Origin of the sequence: Terasakiella sp. SH-1 (assembly GCF_004564135.1) — a bacterium.
GTDB lineage: Bacteria > Pseudomonadota > Alphaproteobacteria > Rhodospirillales > Terasakiellaceae > Terasakiella.
This window is the reverse complement of the sequence record NZ_CP038255.1, coordinates 1,265,240-1,282,447: the sequence shown is the minus strand read 5'-3', so window position 1 is coordinate 1,282,447 and position 17,208 is coordinate 1,265,240. Positions and strand designations below refer to the sequence as shown.

Sequence of the window (17,208 nt, the reverse complement as noted above, 5' to 3'; positions counted from 1 at the left end):
AAACATAAGACATGAAGGTCATTATCTGCGGGGCAGGGCAAGTCGGCTCCAACATCGCACACTATCTTGCCATGGAAGACAACGATGTCACCGTTGTCGACCAATCCCCCACCTTGATTGGCAAGCTCACCGATACATTGGACTGTCGCGGCGTCACCGGACATGCCTGCCACCCGGACGTTTTAAAAGAAGCTGGCGCCGAAGATGCCGACATGCTCATTGCTGTAACCTATACCGATGAGATTAACATGGTCGCCGCCCAAGTGGCCCATTCCCTGTTTAATGTCCCTAAAAAAATCGCCCGCATCCGGTCCCAAAGCTATCTCGCACCGGAATGGCAAAACCTTTATACCCGTGACAATCTGCCCATTGACGTGATTATTTCCCCGGAAATTGAAGTCGCACGCGCTGTTATGCGTCGTCTGACCGTTCCCGGTGCCACAGATATGATCCCGCTGTGTGGAGGCAAAGTGCGCCTTGTTGGGGTGCGCTGTGAAGAAGACTGCCCGCTGGTACATACACCACTGCGCCAGCTGGCCCAGCTTTTCCCGGACCTGAATATCGTTGTGGTTGGTATGGTGCGCGATGGTAAATCCATGATCCCAACCGCTGACGATCAAATTCTTCCCGGTGATGAAGCCTTCTTCGTTGTAGATGAAGAACATATGGCCCGTGCCTTAACCGCCTTTGGTCATGAAGAAACAGAAGCCCGCCGCCTTCTGATCTTTGGGGGCGGGAACATCGGCCTGTTTTTGGCCCAGCAGCTGGAACGTGAATATCCGTGGGTCAATGCCAAGATCATTGAAAAAGATGAATCGCGCGCACGCCATATCGCCGCCCATTTGACCAAGACAACCGTCTTATGCGGTGACGTACGCGATCAAGATTTACTTATGGAAGCGAACGTATCATCAGCAGAAACGATTGTTTCTGTCACCGATGATGACGAAACCAACATCCTTGGTGCCTTGCTTGCCAAACGCATGGGCTCCCAACGTGCTGTCACCCTGATTAACAAATCTTTATACGAACCCTTGCTCAACCAGCTGGACGTGGATGTGGTGGTCAACCCGCGTAACATCACGGTTTCACAAATCCTGCAACAAGTCCGCCGTGGCCGTATCCATAGCGTTCACTCTTTGCGTGAGGGCTTTGGTGAATTGATTGAGGCTGAGGCCCTTGAAACCTCACCACTGGTTGGTGCCCCCTTGCGTGACGTTAAAATGCCCTCAGGCGTCTTGTTAGGGGCCATTGTGCGCGATGGACAGGTGATTTCACCGCGTGGTGGCACAGTTGTGGAACCCAAAGACCGCGTGGTTCTGTTTGCCGCATCTGATTCTGTGCGCAAGGTTGAAAAAATGTTCTCTGTGCGCTTGGAGTTTTTCTAGAATTATGTCCCGATTTGCCTATGTCAATGGTGCCTACGTGCGCCATAGCGATGCTTCTGTTCATATCGAAGATCGTGGATTTCAATTTGGCGATAGCGTTTATGAAGTCGTCTACCTTTACCAAGGCAAGCTGATTGATGCCGAGCCTCATCTTGATCGCATGGAGCGCTCTTTAGATGAGCTACAAATGGATATGCCCATGTCACGCAAGGCTATGGGGCTGATCATGAAAGAACTGATCAAACGCAATCGTCTCAAAACCGGCCTTGTCTATATTCAAGTGACCCGTGGTTCTGCAACACGTGATTTCCCGTTCCCATCCGCCTGCGATCAAACCATGGTCATGACCACCCGGCGCATGCCTGCCTTTGACCCGGATAAGGCACTCAAACCACTAAAAGTTAAAAGCCTGCCCGATATTCGTTGGAGCCGTTGTGATATCAAAACAACACAGCTTTTGGCCGCAGCACTTTCCAAACAAACAGCTCTGGACGACGGCTATGACGATGCCTGGCTGGTGGATGAAGCCGGTTTTGTGACCGAAGGCACCTCTAATAATGCCTGGATTGTGACCAAAGATGGCAAGCTGAAAACGCGTAAACCCAGTCATGAGATCCTGAATGGCATCACGCGTCAATCCATTATCACACTGGCGACAGAAAAGGGAATTGAGATTATCGAAGAGGCATTCACCCTTGAAGAGGCACTTGAGGCCAAGGAAGCTTTTGTCACCAGTGCCAGTGCCTGTTTAAAACCCGTCACACAGATTAATGAACATACCATTGGGAATGGCAATGTCGGGATCATCAGTGAACAAATCGCCCGCATCTATGCCAATTTCCTCAAAGGATAAAAACATGGCCCCAACAGAAAAACCCAAAGCCCTTTTATTTGATTGGGACAACACACTGGTCAATACATGGCCTGCCATCCATGATGCAAATAACCACACGCTGAAAGCCATGGGACATGAGCCATGGACCTATGAAGAAACGCTTAGTCGTGTACGTAAATCCATGCGCGATAGCTTTCCGGGCTTGTTTGGCGATCGCTGGGAAGAAGCAGCTGAAATTTTCTACGCCCGATTCGAAGAATCCCACATTGCACAACTTCACCCCCATGAAGGGGCTGAAAACATGCTCAAAGCCTTACACAGCAAGGGATACTACCTTGCTGTGGTGTCAAACAAGACCGGGAAGTACCTTCGCGAAGAAGTTGAACATCTGGGATGGGCTAAATATTTCAATAAGATACTGGGGGCAGGGGATGCCAAGAGCGATAAGCCCAACCCGGCACCCGTTGATATGGCCCTTGAAGGTAGCGGAATCCCTAGGGGTTCGGATGTTTGGTTCGTCGGCGATACGGACGTGGATTTAGAGTGTGCACATAACGCAGGATGCGTCGCTGTACTGGTCAGAGAGACACCACCTACAAATGGAGAGTTTGACGAGTTCCCTCCTTCTTGGTATTTCAATAAGTGCATGGAGTTAGCTGAGGCACTTTAAATCTTGTGACGTTTGGGAGACTGATCAAGCCGAGGCGCTCTGTAAAAAACCAAACCATAAATGCCAACGATAAAGATAATAGGGGACATTGACCCATGGCTGCTGAAAAATCCCAGAATGTGCAAGACGTCTTTCTGAACCACATTCGCAAACAAAAAAATTCCGTCACCATCTTTTTGGTGAATGGCGTTAAACTGCAAGGGATCGTTACGTGGTTCGATAACTTCTCTGTTCTTCTACGCAGAGACGGCCACACACAACTGGTGTACAAGCATGCAATTTCTACAATCATGCCGTCTTCACCGGTTCAACTGTTTGACCCGTCTGGCGAAGACGAAGAATAAGAGTGTCGAACAGTAATCTCCCGCCCAAGGACCAACCCAAAATGGGCTGGAGTGAAGACCAGAACCAGACACCTTGCCTGGTGGTTCACCCGCACCTTAAAAGCGAGCGCGGTAATTTGCGTTCGCCTCAAGCCCGGCTGGAAGAATGCGTCGGGCTTGCACAGGCTATTCATGTAGATGTTGTCCACAGCGAGGTCGTCAACATTGCACGCCCCAAACCGGCAACTTTATTTGGACAAGGGGTTGTTGATGCCTTGGCAACCACCATTGGCCGGGTGGGTAAGACCAAAAACGAATGGGATGACGATGATATTGGCCTTGCCATTGTCGATGCGGCCCTGTCGCCCATTCAGCAACGCAATCTTGAAAAAGCGTGGAATTGCAAGGTCATTGACCGCACGGGCCTGATCCTTGAAATTTTTGGGGAACGCGCACGCACGGCAGAAGGCTCTTTGCAGGTTGAACTCGCCGCCTTGACCTATCAGCGCTCCCGTCTGGTGCGGTCCTGGACTCACCTGGAACGTCAGCGCGGTGGCTTGGGCTTTATCGGCGGCCCCGGTGAATCCCAGATCGAAATTGACCGTCGCTTGATTGATGAACGTATTGTTCGCTTAAAAAGAGAACTGGAAGACGTTAAACGCACACGCGAACTTCACCGCAAGGCACGACGCAACACGCCTTATCCCATTGTTGCCCTTGTCGGTTATACCAACGCAGGTAAATCCACCCTGTTTAACCGACTGACACAGGCCAAAGTCTTTGCCGAAGATTTACTCTTTGCCACGCTGGACCCCACCATGCGTTCCATTACACTGCCTTCTGGGCGTGATGTGATCATGTCCGATACCGTTGGCTTTATCTCCCAACTTCCTCATGAACTGGTGGCGGCTTTCCATGCAACACTGGAAGAAGTTCATGAAGCAGATGTGATTTTACATGTACGCGATGCCTCTCACCCCGATACGGAAGCCCAACGCGCAGACGTATTAGATGTCTTAAAAACATTGGGTGTGGAAGAAAAACTCGAAGACTGTCTGATCGAAGTTTATAACAAGTCAGACCTGCTGGATGAAGAAACCAAAAGCACCATTACCAATCGGGCAAACCGTTCAGGTGGCCGTGTCAGCATGGTTTCAGCTATGGACGGGCAGGGCTGTGAACAGCTGCTGGACGATATCAACACATTATTGAGCGCACGTTTTCAGACCTTTGAACTCAATGTGCCTTATAGTGATGGGCAGCTGCTCAGCTGGCTTTATAATCATGGTGAAGTCACAGAACGACGTGAAGGTGAAGAACATTTTACCATTACGGTCAAAATGAACGACATGAATGCCTCACGCTTCAAGCAGAAGTATCCCCAGTTCTTTGAAGCCCCAGCAGAAGAGGTGGAAGAAGAAACCTCCACGGGCTGGTCCCCAACATAATAAAAAGCCCCCAGCTATAAAGAGCATGGGGGCTTCATTGGGGCATTTCCAAAATGATTACTTTTTATTCTTTGCTTTGCGCACCGCAATACCCGCTTCAATCTCAGCCTGAGCCTGTTTAAGCAACTTAATCGCACGCGCACGGTGGCCGTGATATTGCGCAGGTGCATTTTTCAGCTTTTGCAGGGCCTGTTCAACATTTTTCAGACCTTTACGCATATCCTTGTTAGGCCCGGCAGCCTGTACAGAAGTGATGGCAAGGGCGGAACAGAGGAAGGCTGCGACAAATAAGGATTTTTTCATAACGTTTTTTCCGTTTATACTATTAAAAACTATTATATCTATGAAGAGAGTAGAGCGTCCTTTCTAAGGGCAAGCTACTTAACTCCAAGTTAAAACGACGAACCTTTAAGGTGAAACCCGGTATTTCCATGGCAACAAAAGAAGCACAGGCACGCTGGCGATCCAAAAACCAGCTGGTAAAAAAACAGCTTAATGTCATGGCCAAGCGCCTCATCCATGAAGACCTTGAAGAAATGGCAAAAGACTTTGACCTAAAAGGCAAAGCCGAAGCCGTCACCTTTGCCACTTTTGTCACCAAGGCCATACGCCAACAGGCTGAATATAACCCCGAAGCCAAGCGTATTCTGGATTTACTGGAAACAGCCTATAAACGCGATCGCGATATTTATCGACCTTGAACCTTTTAAGTAAACAACCTAAAATCGCGCAAGCTATTTTAGAGGTTACAACATGAAGAAAATTTTCGCCTTTTCGGCTCTGCTCTTAACACTCAACGCGTGCCAGACAAGTAACCTCAGGGGCAGTGCACACGTAGGCTTTACACAATATGCAAAAGCTCCAGGCCATAAAGCATTTTTTGTGTATGAAAGCATTGATGGCGGTTTTGTTTATGCCTACTCAAAAGCGCGCGGGACGAGAATTGATGCCTATAACCGAGCAAAAAAACACTGCAATAGCCTTTTTGAGAAAGTAAATTTCACTGCCAAATGCAACCCCTATGCAATTGATGACATTAAAGTCAGCTCCCTCTCGCAGGAAAACATCAATAAACTCCTGCTTGAAAATGCAACACCAAAGTCATCACAGTCAGGAGAAATTCAGATCAAAGGTACATGGGAAGGTGTGAGCACAACAATTGCTGGCACACTCAGACCAAATTATAACGGAAGACGGCAAATGGTTCTTCTCGCCGACGATAAATCCTGTAGTGGTGAAGGTAAATATGTACGCGGAAAATTTGCCAGCGACACCATGCCCCAAGGCACTTGGACCATTAACTGTAACAATGGAGATTCCGCAGGTGGTACCTATGAATATCAAAATAAAAAGACAGGAACTGCGGTTGGGATTGATAATAAAGGGCGTAAATTAAACCTGACCTTTCATATTACCCCACCGTAAATTCTTCAAAATTCACCATGACTCTCATGGTCTGAGTTGCTACAAGAAGGGCCATGCAAATCGACATGGACCATATCACCAAAATCATCGCTGAAGTGGCAGAAGAAGAAATCATGCCCCGCTGGCGTAAGCTGGCCGATGGTGACGTGATGGAAAAAACACCCGGAGATCTCGTCACAGTTGCCGATATCGAAGCCGAAATAAAACTGACGGCCCGTTTAACGGATGTGCTGCCCGGCTCTCATGTGGTTGGGGAAGAAGCTGTTGCAAAAAATAGTGATGTTCTGAACCTTCTTAATGAAAAAGACCCGGTCTGGATTGTGGACCCGGTTGATGGCACACGTAATTTTGCCAAGGGTGATAGCGTATTTGGCTCCATGGTTGCTCTGGTCCATAAAGGGGAAATCCTCGCCTGCTGGATTCATGACCCCGCGCGCAAACGAACAGCCGTGGCAGAACTGGGTTCTGGTGCTGAACTCGCAGGCAAACCTCTTTACGTCCCAAAAGCATCTCAATTGCAGCATATGACCGTCTCGCTAAATGAAAACCATCGCCGCTGGTTGGAAGAACGTGCAATTGACGGGCTTGGCCCGATCCCCCGCATGGCCATCCGCTATGGGGCAGTTGCTCACGATTATATATCACTGGCCGCAGGTGAATTTCATTGCGCACAATATCGCCGCCTGATGCCGTGGGATCACGCTGCAGGTGTCTTACTTCACCGCGAAGCTGGTGGGTTTGATAAAATGATCGGTTCCCAAACCCCTTATGCGCCCAAGGTCTACAACGAAGACTGCCTGCTTCTCACCCCGAATGAAGAAGTTTGGGAGGAAGCGCGACGTTTCCTTAACCCCGGTTCTGACAGTTATCATGCCTAAATCCGCACTTGAGGTTCTCCAACATACTTTTGGCTATGAGGCTTTTCGCGGTGTTCAGGAACAGGTCATTGAACGCACAATTCAGGGCGGTGACTCTCTTGTCCTGATGCCGACAGGCGGCGGGAAGTCCCTGTGTTATCAAATTCCGGCCGTTTGCCGTGACGGCTGTGCCATTGTGATTTCCCCCCTGATCGCCCTGATGCAAGATCAAGTTACAGCCTTATGCCAAGTTGGGATCAAGGCAGCCACCCTCAATTCCACCATCAGCATGGATGAAACAATCGAGATCGAACGGGCCATGCGGGCAGGGGAGCTGGATCTGGTTTATGTTGCCCCGGAACGATTATTAACGGACCGTTTCTTTAACCTGCTGAAAAATTCCCCCATTTCCCTGTTTGCTATTGATGAGGCCCATTGCGTCTCCCAATGGGGACACGATTTCCGGCCCGAATATCGCCAGCTCGTTTCGCTCCATGATCATTTTCCCACGGTGCCGCGCATTGCGTTGACCGCCACAGCCGACGGTCCAACCCGAAACGATATTATTGAGCGCCTTAATCTTGGAGCAGGTGAAACTTTCATCACAGGCTTTGATCGCCCCAATATTCGTTACAGTATCGTTCCGAAGAAAAATGCCAAAACTCAGTTGCTGAAATTTCTTGAAGATTTTGACGAAAGTGACAGCGGCATCATTTACTGCATGAGCCGGAAAAAAGTCGAAGAAATGGCAAGCTGGTTGCGTGAAAAAGGCTATGACGCGCTGTCTTATCACGCAGGCATGGATAAAAATATCCGTGCGATTAATCAGGAAAAGTTTGTGCGTGAAGAAGGCATGGTCATGGTCGCCACTGTGGCTTTCGGCATGGGGATTGATAAACCCGATGTGCGTTTTGTTGCCCATATGGACCCGCCTAAAAGTCTGGAAGCTTATTATCAGGAAACAGGGCGGGCAGGGCGTGATGGCCTTCCCTCTCATGTCTGGATGGCTTATGGCCTGCAAGATGTGACAAAGCTGCGCCAGTTTACCGAAAGTTCAGAACTCCCAGAACGCCAAAAACATATTGAACGTCAAAAACTTGATGCGCTTTTGGCTTATTGTGAGACCCATCGTTGTCGCCGTCAGGTCTTGCTTGAATATTTTGGCGACCAAATGGCAGACCCTTGTGGCAATTGCGATACCTGCCAGACACCGGTAGACACATTTGACGGTACTGTAGCCGCCCAAAAAATCCTGTCCTGTATTTATCGCACGGGGGAAAGTTTTGGCGCAGGCCATATCATTGATGTGCTGTTAGGTGAAGAAAACGACAAGATCACGCGCTTTCGCCATGATCAGGTTAGCACCTACGGCATTGGGAAAGAGCTTAAACGTGATAGCTGGCGCTCCATCGTTCGCCAGCTCATTGCCCTTGGGCTTGTCCGGATGGACATCGAAGGATACGGCGGGCTTAAACTTGGCCCGGATGTCCGCGCTGTCCTGCGTGGTGAACAGACGGTTCTGATGCGCAAAGACCCCGATGGGCGGGGCTCACGCAGCAAAACAAAACGCGAAACTAAATCCAGTATCATTCTGGAACGCGAAGATGATAAAGCGCTGTTTGAAGCCTTACGCGCCCTGCGCAAAAACCTGGCCGAAGAACAAGAAGTGCCGCCTTATGTCATCTTCGCCGATGCAACCCTGATTGAAATGGCAAAAAAACGCCCACAGAGTGCCTCTGACTTCTTAGACCTCTCAGGGGTAGGGCAAACCAAGCTGGAACGCTACAGCGCCGTTTTTATGGACCTTATTGCAGATTTCACCTGACTACCCAGTAACGCGCATTGCGTTAACCTGACGTCTGCCTATACTTTTCACAATTCAAATATAGAAAGGGTTAGAGATGAAAGTCGCATTTCTTGGTCTCGGCGTGATGGGCTATCCCATGGCAGGCCACTTGCAAAAAGGTAGCCATGAGGTCTGCGTTTACAATCGCACAACAGCCAAAGCTGAAAAATGGGTGGCCGAATATGGTGGCACATTTGGTAAGACACCAGCCGAAGCTGCCAAAGGGGCTGAGATCGTTTTTGCCTGTGTTGGCAATGATGATGATTTGCGTGCCATCTGTATCGGTGAAAATGGCGCATTTCAAGCTATGGATAAAGGCACCATCTTTGTGGACCACACCACAACCTCTGCCGAAGTTGCTCGCGAGATGCTTGGGGCTGCTCAAGAGGCAGAATTATCTTTCATGGACGCACCCGTCTCTGGTGGGCAAGCAGGGGCTGAAAACGGCATCCTCACCATCATGTGCGGTGGACGACAAAGCGACTTTGATAAAACCAAGCCCGTGCAAGAATGTTATGCCCAAGCTGTCACCCTTATGGGAGAGATTGGGGCAGGGCAATTGACCAAGATGGTTAATCAGATCACGTTCGTTGGGGCTGTTCAGGCTATTTCAGAAGGATTAGCCTTTGCCGAAAAAGCCGGACTGGACCCCAAACAAGTTGTCGATGTAATCTCAAAAGGAGCTGCTGGATCGTGGCAACTTTCAAACCGAGGGCACACCATGATTGACGACCAATTTGACTTTGGTTTCGCCGTTGACTGGGTGCGAAAGGACCTTGGTTTCGCCTTGGATGAAGCACGTAAAAATGGTAGCGCCTTACCCATCACCGGGATCATTGACCAGTACTATAAAGAGGTTCAGCGCATGGGGGGAGGGCGTTGGGATACATCCTCTTTGATCAAACTTTTAAGAGATTAGTTCTTGCTTTATCCGTCATCCCGTATCAAGTGCGGGATGACGGCAAGAAATCACTTCAACTAAACAAACAAATCAAATTAAAACAAATAGATAGAGTTCATTATTAAAGTTTTTTCTCATCTGCTTTAGCCAGTTGCCAGAAGCTCTCCATCTCCTCTAGGGCGGCCTCTGACACCTCTTTTCCAGTCGCCCGCACCCCTGCTTCCATCGACTTGAAGCGGCGTTCAAACTTAGCATTACAGGAACGCAAAGCACTATCCGGGTCAACCTCCGCCCATCGCGCCAGGTTCACAACTGTAAAGAGCAAGTCACCAATTTCATCCTTGATACGATCTTGTGATAAATTAACCTCACGGACCTCTTCTTCGACTTCAGCCAACTCCTCTCTAATCTTATCCAGAACCCCATTCACATCCGGCCAGTCAAAGCCAACACGCACAGCCCGCTTTTGCAATTTCATCGCTCGCGTCATAGAAGGCAATCCTGGTGAAACACCGTCTAAAGCAGAAGGGGGATGAGCACCTTTTTCTACTGCTTTTGCCTTACGTTCTTCTTCTTTCAACTGCTCCCATGCAACCGTCTGTGCTTCAGCACTTTCTATGACTTCATCACCAAACACATGGGGATGACGCTGCACCATTTTATCGGAAATATTCTTTGCTACATCATTGAACTCAAAGAGGTTTTCATCTTTCGCCATCTGCGCATGAAAAACCACCTGCAACAAAAGATCACCCAGTTCTTCTTGCAAGTGAGGCCAATCTTGATGCTCAATCGCATCAGCGACTTCATAAGCTTCTTCAATGGTATGAGGCGCAATCGTCGCAAAAGTCTGTTCCACATCCCATGGACAGCCATTTTCTGGATCACGCAATTTTGCCATGATCGCCAGCAGGCGAGTGATTTCACTATCAAATGACGCACTGTCAAATTTTGTCATGATTGAAGCTCCACGCGTTCAAAACAAAAGAAATATTTGAAGCGCACCATGCCTGAGTTTTGCCCCTCAAGAAAGCCCGAAGTCGATAACTCAACAACAAAGTCCGCATATAGAATCAAGCCACGATAAAAACACTAAGCATTTTTCAGTACATCTATTTGCATCGCAACTACGAAGCGAAGGGCAAAGTTAAAGTAAAATCACTTCACGTTAAGAAGGATAGAGACCACAGCAACTCACGTTTCCATCATCATTTTTTGTCGCATAATATATAGGGTGTACTACCGTACATTACCTATACATGATGCGACAATGCACCACATATATATTTAGATGTCCCTACGGGTGAGGGGACTAGGATTAAAAAGCGGTAGAAACGCAGCAAAAGCCAATAAACTCATAAGCTTATTAGGCATAGTCTCAAGTAACTCTTTCATGTGTGTATAGACTACAGAAGCCTGTCCTTCGGACCGCCAAATGCCCAAATCCAAGAGGGCTATTTCTGGGTGGACGTCTGCAAGGTTTGCAAGTTCGATCATAGTACCTTCAGCAGGCCATGTACGCTTAGTACGCCAATTGTTAACTGGATTTCCTTTAAAACCTAATGCGCGACCTAGTTCGCGGTCTGATTGAAAGCTGTTTAGCTCTTTTGCTTTGTCAATGTACTCATCAATAGTCTTCATTTTGAGCTCCTTATCTGTCTGAATGAATTATGGCAAGCGTCACTTGCCATTGACAAGGTGAATCGTTGTGTGGTTGGCTCTGGGCACTTGCCAAGTGTCATTGGTGGGTATGGAGGTCCAAGGCTTCGCTTTTGGCTTCTGATCTGTCGAACTTCGCGGGGAAGGGAGACACAAAAGTAGGGGGCCGGGCCACGGCACCCCGTATAAGCTGTAACCCAAAGTCCGCCGACTTTCTTCCTTCCCCGTGTTGCCGACAAAAGCAACAAAAGGGGAAAGAGATGAAATCAAAAACAAATACCATTGGTGGCCGTGTACGGGTTGTGATGCCTGTCGATCCTGACGGGAAGAATTTTGATAAATCTGAAAAACTCCACAAAGAAATTGTCGATAGCCTCCAGTCTTTCGTTTTTCGTCTCGAAGAATTAACGGGGCGAGTGTACAGTCATACAGACATTAGTTTTGATTTTGACTGGGACAAGCCACATGAAAGAAAAGATGACGTTGGGAGTGAAGGCCAAGCTGTACGATCCGAAGGAAGAACTGACATTCACGGTGGTACTGTGGGATGACGGTGAACTCGAAGCTTGTCATGGGCGCTCCAGTTGGGAAAGGCAAGAAATGCCACATCGTTGGTGGGAACTTGCTAGAACTGCGCTTGCAGGAAAAGGCAAGCGTCTTCGCGTCCTTGAAAAAACAAAAGTGTTCAAAACCGAAAACTAAACAACATTCATTATCCAGTTTTACAGCCGGGTACGCAGATGCGTATCCGGCTTTTGTTTTGCCGCAAGGCATCCGAAGCGTTGCGGTGTTGGTAGCCCCGCGCGCGGCTGACTGTGATGGAGGGGGACAGGCATTGGCGTCGAACTCCGGCCTCTCCCCCACCTCCTCAAAAACGTCCATCACAAGAAGCCTTTAGGCTACCCGGCCTACAGGCCGCACCCCTACTCAATGACAGACAAGGAGTCTAAACATGCCCGCAATCGGCAAAATCCACATCACGCCAGAAGGCCAACTGAAAGGTCGTGTTCGTGTTTGGAAAAAAGAAATCGTCAACTTTGTTCTGAAAGACAATCCTGAATACGAGCAAGGCAATGACCGTATCCCACGATATATCGTTGAAGATATGGAAGGCTGGGAGCTTGGAACTGCCAAATTTGGCGTCCTGCCGAACACGGGAGAAAAAGTCCTGAATGTGAACCTTGCCAGCTTAGATTGGCCTGAAAAGCTATTTATGACCGGATATGCAGCCGGGCAGGACACGTATCGCCTTGTTTGGGAACCGCCACGCAAAAAGGCAGGGGGAAACGGCTCTGGTGCCTCTACTGCGAATGCAGGGACGTCTGGCGGCTCGGCTGGCAATGGACCAAGACCGGATTGGAACTCTGGCTCTTCATTCGATCCAAGTACCGAAGATGAAATTCCGTACTGAGGTCGTCATGAAGTGGTTAAGCAAACTCTTTAAACGTAAGCAAGTCGATGCAGTTCCCCCTGCATCGACCCACCCTCTATATGACCCAGAAACACAGGCAGAACTCGACTTCCTTTTTGGTGATTGTCAGGGAAAAAAAGAGATTGATATTCGCAATTTAAAATTGCATCTTTCCGAACCTCATTCAACTTTAATAAATTGATACCTGTACCCCCGACCGTCTAACAGGGGGTACACCAAATACATACCAAGGAAAATCCAATGTCAGCAAACGCACTCAATCAATCCTTTCAAGCGGATTATGCGACCCTACTTGCGCAAGGTGTAGATACCCTCATTGAGACCTTTGATATTGGAATTACAGACTATATTTGGGAATGGCTGGAAGGGATGCAAGAAGAGGCAAAAGGGAAGTGCAAACGAGGCAAAGGGCTTACCCCCTTTGAAATTTGCGGAGAAACCTTCCAAATGCAGGGGAAAGGTGGCGGTGGCGCTGTCTTTGTTATGTTGAACAATCATTTTATGATCAAAATCCGTTCACGCGATATGGATGGGTGGATTTTGACCATAGAATATCGTTCAGCAGCCCTTTGGGAATTTACGCCTGATAGCTTAAGGGCAAAAGCTCAAAAAATTGCCCGTTTTCTTGGGATACCCAAGGGAACAGACTGGATACGTATGTCATCCATTCATTGGGCTTTTGACTTTCATTCCGAAGAATTAACCAATGAAATTAGTGCGGCCATGCATGACCAGTTTGTCTGTCTTTCAAGAGTAAAAAATGGTACGCGCGGCAAAATGACTGAATTGCCAAACAATATATCAGAATTACAGTGGTCAGCGTTCGGATCGGGCGGACGAACAGAGACATTAACAGTAGGAACATTGAAATCCTTACAAGTCCAAATTTACGATAAAGGGCGTGAAATCCGTGAGAATTCCAAAAAAACTTGGATGTTGGATTTATGGAACAGAAATGAATATGGCTTAGTTTTAGATAGCTTTGATCATATCTGGCGTGTGGAATTACGCTTTAATGGCAAAGGATACCTGAAACGTAGAGGTATCCAGACTTACGAACAGTTCATGGAGAATAAGGATGCATTGCTCAAGGACTGTTTAGAACGGCGGCGGCTGGCGCAACCGACCAACGACACCAACCGTTCACGATGGCCTAACCACCCATTATGGGATGAATGCTGGGACGCGGCTGGGGAGTCTTATTGGCCGATACCATTGAAAGTACAGGTGCACGGTAGAAAAACTGAGCTAAGCGATCAAATGAAACGGAATGCAGCAGGAACCTTGCGTTCTTTGGTCGTTTTGGAAACACAGGACTATGATTTTCAGGCAAAAACTTTGAATGAACTGGTGAAAGAAACCGTTGAGATGATATGGTCTGACCCAGAACATAAGAGAAAAATTGATCTTGCCTTTGAAAGATACCGATATGTCAATGACGCCGAATAGAAAACTTAGGAAATGTCCCTTTTGTGGTGGTGATGCAAAGCTACAAATCTTAGGTCAATTAAGGAAAGTCGTTTGCAAAAGATGCTATGCAGAAGGACCTGGCTGTAAAACAAGCGATAAAGCTGTTGGGACATGGAATAGGGCAATTAGGCCCCTAAAATGGCAAGGATATGATCTAATTGAGGTCTAATAGACCGTTTTTGTTAATTTTTCAGTTGTAATATATTCCTGATCGGCGGACTGCTCTGAATAAGGTAGTCAAAAATGGCAGGAAAGAAACTAACAGGGTGGGGCGTTAAATGTCCGTCCTGTGGGAAGGTACTGCAACTGTACCAATACAATTCCGAAAAAAATCCAAGGATTTATTACAACTGCAATAACGATATTGAAGATTGCAACGATAGACATTTGTTTTCCAACAAGTTCACGCGGCCACAGGACATTCAAAAACATGCTGTGCAGCCTTTTCTTTTAGATGATCAAGATCAAAACGAACTTAACGGAGTAGAAAACGATGTGGCCCTTTGGAAGCAAACCCAAACCGACGACAACACAGGAACAGTCCGAACCACAGGAAGTCGTGGAGCCTTTAGAGGTCTCTGAACCTGACGAATGGTCAAACATTCGCGTTGAAGGTTCAAAAATTATTTATGGCGATCTGCCACTTGAGGCAGACGATCCGGCCAATGTCTCCAGTACGACTGGTGGCGATATAACGGACAGGGTGCGCGCAGAAATCATGGCGCATTACCCGGTAGATGAGTTTCATAAAAATGTTATCAAAATCACCTACTTCTTATCGAAGATCGGGAAACTTGAGTCTTTGGAAATTGATAAAAATAACCAAGACTTCTTCGATGCCTGTGAAGTTGTCCATCGTCGTTTGGCTAATCCTACGCTTGAGCCTGTTCTTAAACTCTTTGCAAGTGACGATATTAAAGACATCTTTGTTTTGTATTACGGTGCAGGACCTGTGGTGTCCGATATTATTGCCGAACTCAAAGCCAAAAAGAAGGCACGCATTGAACGTAAGATGGGACAAAAAGGGAAGGCTAAAACACAAGAAACAGCCGAAGAACGCCCTATTACACCTCAATCAGAAGAAATTGAATACCGAGAAGGAGACACAGATCATGCAGGATCGTGATGGGGTACTTATGGCAATTATCGGCAAAAAAGGGTCCGGTAAATCGTATTATGCCCAACATGAACTTATAAACAATGACCGTTTGTTGGTTGTTGATTTTAAACGTTCGGCTTCATGGAAACGTTTTGCTGATGATAACAACATGTATTTCGCGACAAGTCTCGCCGATCTGGTTGACGTGCTTGTAGATAACCGGGATGGGAACTTTCGTATTCTGTATTTCCCAGATGCGGTAAATGGTCGTCAGGAAATGCATGAACTTTGTAAATTAATTTTCAAAATTCAGCGGCCCTATATGGAACTGGATAGTGATGAAAAGTTTACGCTGTTCATTGATGAAGCCCATATGGCTAATCCGTTACATGATCCATATCCATTTGGTACTGGCTTGCTTGAGGCGATTACCATGGGACGGGAATCTGGCATCAGCATCATTTATTCAACACAACGCCCTCAACGAATTTCTACTGATTTCCGTGAAAACGTAGACCGTGTATGTACCTTTAAGGTCTCTGGTAAGAATGCAGCCAAAGCCGTTGCAGCCATGTGTGATGATAACGAAGATATCGAAAAGGGTGTATTAGACCTAAAAGACTATTATCACCTCTATTATGAGGGTGGTGACGTCGAGTTAGTTCCTCCGATTTAGGTCTAATAGGTATTAGACCCATAGGTCTATTAGACCGTTTGATAAAAGTCTCCCGTTCCGGCGAAATCAGCTCACTTAACCCACACGGGGAGTGGGCTGATTTTGGTTTGAATTTTGGAGAAAAGATATGGGCTTTGGCTCTTTGAAAAATCCTAAGGCATGGGCCGCTTTTGGTATTATGTTTGTGGTTTGCAGCGCGATTAAGCGTTTCATTTTTGACGGTAACTATGGTACCGCCACTGATGTTGTAAACGGCTATCTGTAAGGAGTAATTTACATGAGTAAATATGTCCTTACTGGTGATGATTGGGAGCATGTAACACCGGGCGGTAACGCTACACTTATGTGTGATACCGATGTTAAATATGCTTTGCATATGAATACGCTGACAATTGACGGCGTGCCTGCAACCATTGCTCAGATGCGTACCCACATTGAAGAAGTGGAATTCAAGATTAAAGGCGATTCATCCTCTCGCATGGGGACGCATACAATCATTGAATGCACAGGCTCTGAATACATTGATTGTATTTTGAAATACACTGATTTTCCTCTTGAAGATGATAACGGTATTTTCCCTATCATTCATGCCTTGCCGTATATGGATCAGGTGAGCGATGGTAAAGAAGTCATCAATGCCGAAGACGGTGCAGGCTTGGGTACAAGTGACCTTTCCAAGGTTACAATTAAGCTGAAACTTAAAGCTGGTGCGTTTGTTTACACATTGGAGACACGTCATGCTGTTTATTCCGGTGGTAACCAGCCTGTTGGTGAAATCATTCGCGTTCTTGGCGGTGAACTGCAATTTACAACATCCGGCGTCCATAACCTGAAAGAAGATTATCTAGACGGTATGCAGCGTGGCCTCAAGGCTCTGCACATTGCAAGCACGGATATTGATCGTTTCAAAATTCGTACAAACCGTACAGATATTTTTGAAATGGAAAAGGCACATTTGCCATATCTGGCAGATATTGCGTCTTACCGAACCTCTGGCCGTGTTCCTCAAGCTGGTTACACACACATTGATTTTGCGGGCAACCGTCCGCAGGATATTGTTGATACGTCCAAGTGGTGGAACACCGATACAAACGTTGAAGGCGCTGTATCAGGTACGGTCCGCTATGTCTGTGAAACGCTCTACAATCCGATGGATTTTGCAGACAAAAAGTAAAGGGG

21 protein-coding genes are annotated in these 17,208 nt (G+C 47.4%); 18 read left to right on the top strand and 3 right to left on the bottom strand.

The window, feature by feature from the left end:
- Nucleotides 1–11: 11 nt before the first annotated feature.
- From trkA to hflX, 5 genes are all read left to right on the top strand, one after another.
- Complete coding sequence (gene trkA, locus E4K71_RS05990) at nucleotides 12–1,388, top strand: Trk system potassium transporter TrkA (RefSeq protein ID WP_135077716.1); 1,377 nt, start codon at nucleotides 12–14, stop codon at nucleotides 1,386–1,388.
- Between the two features lie 4 nt (nucleotides 1,389–1,392).
- Entirely contained in the window at nucleotides 1,393–2,241 is an 849-nt protein-coding gene (locus E4K71_RS05985) for a D-amino-acid transaminase (RefSeq protein ID WP_135077714.1), read from the top strand.
- Between the two features lie 4 nt (nucleotides 2,242–2,245).
- The gene (locus E4K71_RS05980; RefSeq protein WP_135077712.1) at nucleotides 2,246–2,893 is read left to right on the top strand and encodes an HAD family hydrolase; all 648 of its coding nucleotides are present in this window, start codon (nucleotides 2,246–2,248) and stop codon (nucleotides 2,891–2,893) included.
- A 95-nt stretch (nucleotides 2,894–2,988) separates the two neighbouring features.
- Nucleotides 2,989–3,237, top strand: a complete 249-nt coding sequence (gene hfq, locus E4K71_RS05975; protein WP_069185874.1) for an RNA chaperone Hfq — start codon at nucleotides 2,989–2,991, stop codon at nucleotides 3,235–3,237.
- Nucleotides 3,238–3,278: 41 nt separating this feature from the next.
- The gene (gene hflX / locus E4K71_RS05970; RefSeq protein WP_135081992.1) at nucleotides 3,279–4,664 is read left to right on the top strand and encodes a GTPase HflX; all 1,386 of its coding nucleotides are present in this window, start codon (nucleotides 3,279–3,281) and stop codon (nucleotides 4,662–4,664) included.
- 57 nt (nucleotides 4,665–4,721) lie between these two features.
- On the opposite strand, the gene E4K71_RS05965 is transcribed toward hflX, so the two are convergent.
- On the bottom strand, nucleotides 4,722–4,967 hold the full coding sequence (locus E4K71_RS05965) for a hypothetical protein (protein ID WP_135077710.1): 246 nt from the start codon (nucleotides 4,965–4,967) through the stop codon (nucleotides 4,722–4,724).
- Nucleotides 4,968–5,077: 110 nt separating this feature from the next.
- On the opposite strand from E4K71_RS05965, the gene E4K71_RS05960 reads away from it, so the two are divergent.
- The 5 genes from E4K71_RS05960 (at nucleotide 5,078) to E4K71_RS05940 (ending at nucleotide 9,711) form a co-directional block, all read left to right on the top strand.
- Nucleotides 5,078–5,365 carry a hypothetical protein gene (locus E4K71_RS05960; RefSeq protein ID WP_240796877.1) on the top strand — a complete coding sequence of 96 codons (288 nt, stop codon included), beginning with the start codon at nucleotides 5,078–5,080 and terminating at the stop codon, nucleotides 5,363–5,365.
- Between the two features lie 52 nt (nucleotides 5,366–5,417).
- The gene (locus tag E4K71_RS05955; RefSeq protein ID WP_135077708.1) at nucleotides 5,418–6,089 is read left to right on the top strand and encodes a hypothetical protein; all 672 of its coding nucleotides are present in this window, start codon (nucleotides 5,418–5,420) and stop codon (nucleotides 6,087–6,089) included.
- Between the two features lie 53 nt (nucleotides 6,090–6,142).
- A complete protein-coding gene (locus E4K71_RS05950; protein ID WP_135077706.1) occupies nucleotides 6,143–6,967 on the top strand; it encodes an inositol monophosphatase in 825 nt (274 codons plus the stop codon).
- Complete coding sequence (gene recQ, locus E4K71_RS05945) at nucleotides 6,960–8,771, top strand: DNA helicase RecQ (protein ID WP_135077704.1); 1,812 nt, start codon at nucleotides 6,960–6,962, stop codon at nucleotides 8,769–8,771. Before E4K71_RS05950 ends, recQ begins: the two co-directional genes overlap by 8 nt.
- Nucleotides 8,772–8,847: 76 nt before the next feature.
- Nucleotides 8,848–9,711: an NAD(P)-dependent oxidoreductase gene (locus E4K71_RS05940; RefSeq protein ID WP_135077702.1), complete on the top strand. Its 864-nt coding sequence runs from the start codon at nucleotides 8,848–8,850 to the stop codon at nucleotides 9,709–9,711.
- Between the two features lie 103 nt (nucleotides 9,712–9,814).
- Here the strand turns inward: E4K71_RS05940 and mazG are convergent, their stop codons facing one another.
- Both mazG and E4K71_RS05930 read right to left on the bottom strand, forming a co-directional pair.
- Nucleotides 9,815–10,651 (bottom strand): nucleoside triphosphate pyrophosphohydrolase, encoded by an 837-nt coding sequence (mazG, locus tag E4K71_RS05935; RefSeq protein WP_135077700.1) that lies wholly within the window; start codon nucleotides 10,649–10,651, stop codon nucleotides 9,815–9,817.
- A gap of 329 nt (nucleotides 10,652–10,980) precedes the next feature.
- Entirely contained in the window at nucleotides 10,981–11,334 is a 354-nt protein-coding gene (locus E4K71_RS05930) for a hypothetical protein (RefSeq protein ID WP_135077698.1), read from the bottom strand.
- 483 nt (nucleotides 11,335–11,817) lie between these two features.
- Between E4K71_RS05930 and E4K71_RS05925 the strand changes: the two genes are divergently transcribed.
- The 8 genes from E4K71_RS05925 (at nucleotide 11,818) to E4K71_RS05890 (ending at nucleotide 17,203) form a co-directional block, all read left to right on the top strand.
- A complete protein-coding gene (locus E4K71_RS05925) occupies nucleotides 11,818–12,054 on the top strand; it encodes a hypothetical protein (protein WP_135077696.1) in 237 nt (78 codons plus the stop codon).
- A gap of 250 nt (nucleotides 12,055–12,304) precedes the next feature.
- Complete coding sequence (locus E4K71_RS05920) at nucleotides 12,305–12,763, top strand: hypothetical protein (RefSeq protein ID WP_135077694.1); 459 nt, start codon at nucleotides 12,305–12,307, stop codon at nucleotides 12,761–12,763.
- A 7-nt stretch (nucleotides 12,764–12,770) separates the two neighbouring features.
- Complete coding sequence (locus E4K71_RS05915) at nucleotides 12,771–12,965, top strand: hypothetical protein (protein WP_135077692.1); 195 nt, start codon at nucleotides 12,771–12,773, stop codon at nucleotides 12,963–12,965.
- Between the two features lie 59 nt (nucleotides 12,966–13,024).
- Nucleotides 13,025–14,233, top strand: coding sequence for a replication initiation factor domain-containing protein (locus E4K71_RS05910; protein ID WP_135077690.1), 1,209 nt, complete (start codon nucleotides 13,025–13,027; stop codon nucleotides 14,231–14,233).
- Nucleotides 14,234–14,747: 514 nt separating this feature from the next.
- Complete coding sequence (locus E4K71_RS05900; RefSeq protein WP_135077686.1) at nucleotides 14,748–15,380, top strand: hypothetical protein; 633 nt, start codon at nucleotides 14,748–14,750, stop codon at nucleotides 15,378–15,380.
- Nucleotides 15,367–16,029: a hypothetical protein gene (locus E4K71_RS05895; protein WP_135077684.1), complete on the top strand. Its 663-nt coding sequence runs from the start codon at nucleotides 15,367–15,369 to the stop codon at nucleotides 16,027–16,029. Before E4K71_RS05900 ends, E4K71_RS05895 begins: the two co-directional genes overlap by 14 nt.
- A gap of 127 nt (nucleotides 16,030–16,156) precedes the next feature.
- The gene (locus tag E4K71_RS18165) at nucleotides 16,157–16,294 is read left to right on the top strand and encodes a hypothetical protein (RefSeq protein WP_167730314.1); all 138 of its coding nucleotides are present in this window, start codon (nucleotides 16,157–16,159) and stop codon (nucleotides 16,292–16,294) included.
- A gap of 12 nt (nucleotides 16,295–16,306) precedes the next feature.
- Nucleotides 16,307–17,203, top strand: coding sequence for a hypothetical protein (locus E4K71_RS05890; RefSeq protein WP_135077682.1), 897 nt, complete (start codon nucleotides 16,307–16,309; stop codon nucleotides 17,201–17,203).
- Nucleotides 17,204–17,208: the final 5 nt, after the last annotated feature.